Source organism: Bartonella sp. AP57NXGY, assembly GCF_042195805.1.
GTDB lineage: Bacteria > Pseudomonadota > Alphaproteobacteria > Rhizobiales > Rhizobiaceae > Bartonella.
On sequence record NZ_JBHIOZ010000210.1, the window covers coordinates 1 to 2,014 of the forward strand.

Below are 2,014 nucleotides of genomic sequence, written 5' to 3' on the forward strand. Positions count from 1 at the left end.
ACAATACTTTTGAGATTATCAACAACGGCTCTCACACCTTCAGAAATATTAAGAGTGTTGGATTGTGCTTTACGCACGATACCTAATCCAATACCTGTCTTTCCATTGATACGAAGAATAACTGTTTCTATATCCGGCGATAAAGTCACATGCGCAACATCACCAAGATGCACATGAGGCTTTAAAACAACTTGTTCAAAAGATTCTGGTGTTGTTAAACGTGCAGTAGCACGTACAACTAAAGTTTGCTTAGAATTGCGTAATGACCCTACTGGCACATCTGTTGTCATATCAGCAAGAACACGTGAAATATCTGCTACAGTTAATCCATAACTTGCAAGTTTTGCTTGATCTATATCAATCTGAAAAATCTTTGTGCGAGCACTATCGACCTGTACATCACCAACACCATCAACAGCAGAAATAGCATCAACAATCTGATCGTTTACAATCGTGGTTAAATCATCAACACTCATTGTTGGTGACGTCACAACCAAATACATCATGGCAGCAGCATTCGAATCTGCTTTAATAATCAAAGGCGAATCCGCATCTTTCGGTAAAGAATAGGTAACACGAGAGAGAGCATCACGAATATCAGATGCTGCAACATTCAAATCAACACCGACATTAAAGTTAATCTTCACACGGGAGCGTCCAAAAGAAGACGTTGAAGAAATCGTCTTAACACCTGAAACACGAGAAACAGCATCTTCTATAACTTTTGTAACTTCACGATCAATTGTTTCTGCCGATGCACCAGAAAACATCGTCACAATCGTTGTTACAGGAGTATCAACATCGGGTAATTCTCTTACATCAACATTTAACCATGCTGCAAATCCTGCAATGATGATCATAGCATTCAAAACAAGAGTAAAAACCGGTCTGCGAATAAATAAGGTAATGAGACCACCTTGCTCCACCTTTGACATAGGCTGTTTTGTGCTCAATTCTTGGCTCATTGTATATCCGTTCCATAACCTACTGATAATTGCTGTTGATGAGACTTTGGATCATCAATAGTTACTTTACTTCCTGGATAAAGCATTTGCACCCCTTGAATGACAACTTGATCACCATTTTCTAGGGGAGCTTTCACGAAAACATGATCGGCTTTATGCTGAATAATTGATACGGGTATAGCCTCTACTTTTCCTTCTCTCACACGCCAAACGAATGACCCTTTACTATTCCATTGAACTGCAAGAGGATTAACGACAGGAAAAGAACCACCATGAAACTGCAAGGAAACAGAAAAGGACATACCAGACATGAGCGTATCTTTTTCATTATTGATTTCAACCTGAACATGAAGTGTGCGACTTTCTGGATCAACGATATTATCAATCGCATAAATATGACCAACAAAAGATCTATCTGGCTGCGCGATTAACGTTGCCGTTACCTCATCTCCTTTATGGATGCGCGACACATATCGTTCAGGGGCCCATATATCGACCAAAATACGTTCTCTATTCTCAATACGGCCTATTACAGTATTAAGGGTCACGTTATTCCCCGCATCAACGGGCAAAATACCAACAACTCCAGGAATCGGTGCTCGAATTGTTCGCCGATCGAGATCTAATTCAGCATTACGCAAAACTAAATTTGCGTTATCCAACTCTAAGCGTGCCATAATTTCTTGAACTTCCGTTGCCGTATTGCTGGCGCGTAATTTAAGAATACGCGAAAGCGTCAACGCATTGTTATCACGTTGCACTTTTGCTTTTGCAGCCGCTATTTCTTCTTTTTTAGAATCAAGCTTTGCAATCACATCATCAGCTTGTACTTTTGTACCCGCTGATACAAAAAGCTTATCAATAACACCTGAGGATAAAGGGGTAAGCTCGACTTCTGCAAGAGCTTTTCCACTCCCAAGAACGTTAAGTTGTTCATAAAGATCTTGAACTTTTACAAGATCAACGACAACATTTACCGGTGGCCTTCCCATTTTTTCATTTGAAGCTTTATCCGATACTCTTGTTTTATCCACCATAGAAATGGGTTG

Annotated in this window: 2 protein-coding genes; both read right to left on the reverse strand. The window is 40.0% G+C overall.

Going from position 1 to position 2,014, the window contains the following annotated elements; all coding sequences use genetic code 11:
* Positions 1-965, reverse strand: a 965-nt coding sequence (locus tag ACFIL8_RS09560) for an efflux RND transporter permease subunit (RefSeq protein WP_375689582.1), incomplete at its 3' end; no start/stop codon positions are given.
* A partial coding sequence (locus ACFIL8_RS09565) for an efflux RND transporter periplasmic adaptor subunit (protein ID WP_375689584.1) occupies positions 962-2,014 on the reverse strand: 1,053 nt, incomplete at its 5' end. The genes ACFIL8_RS09565 and ACFIL8_RS09560, both read right to left, overlap by 4 nt.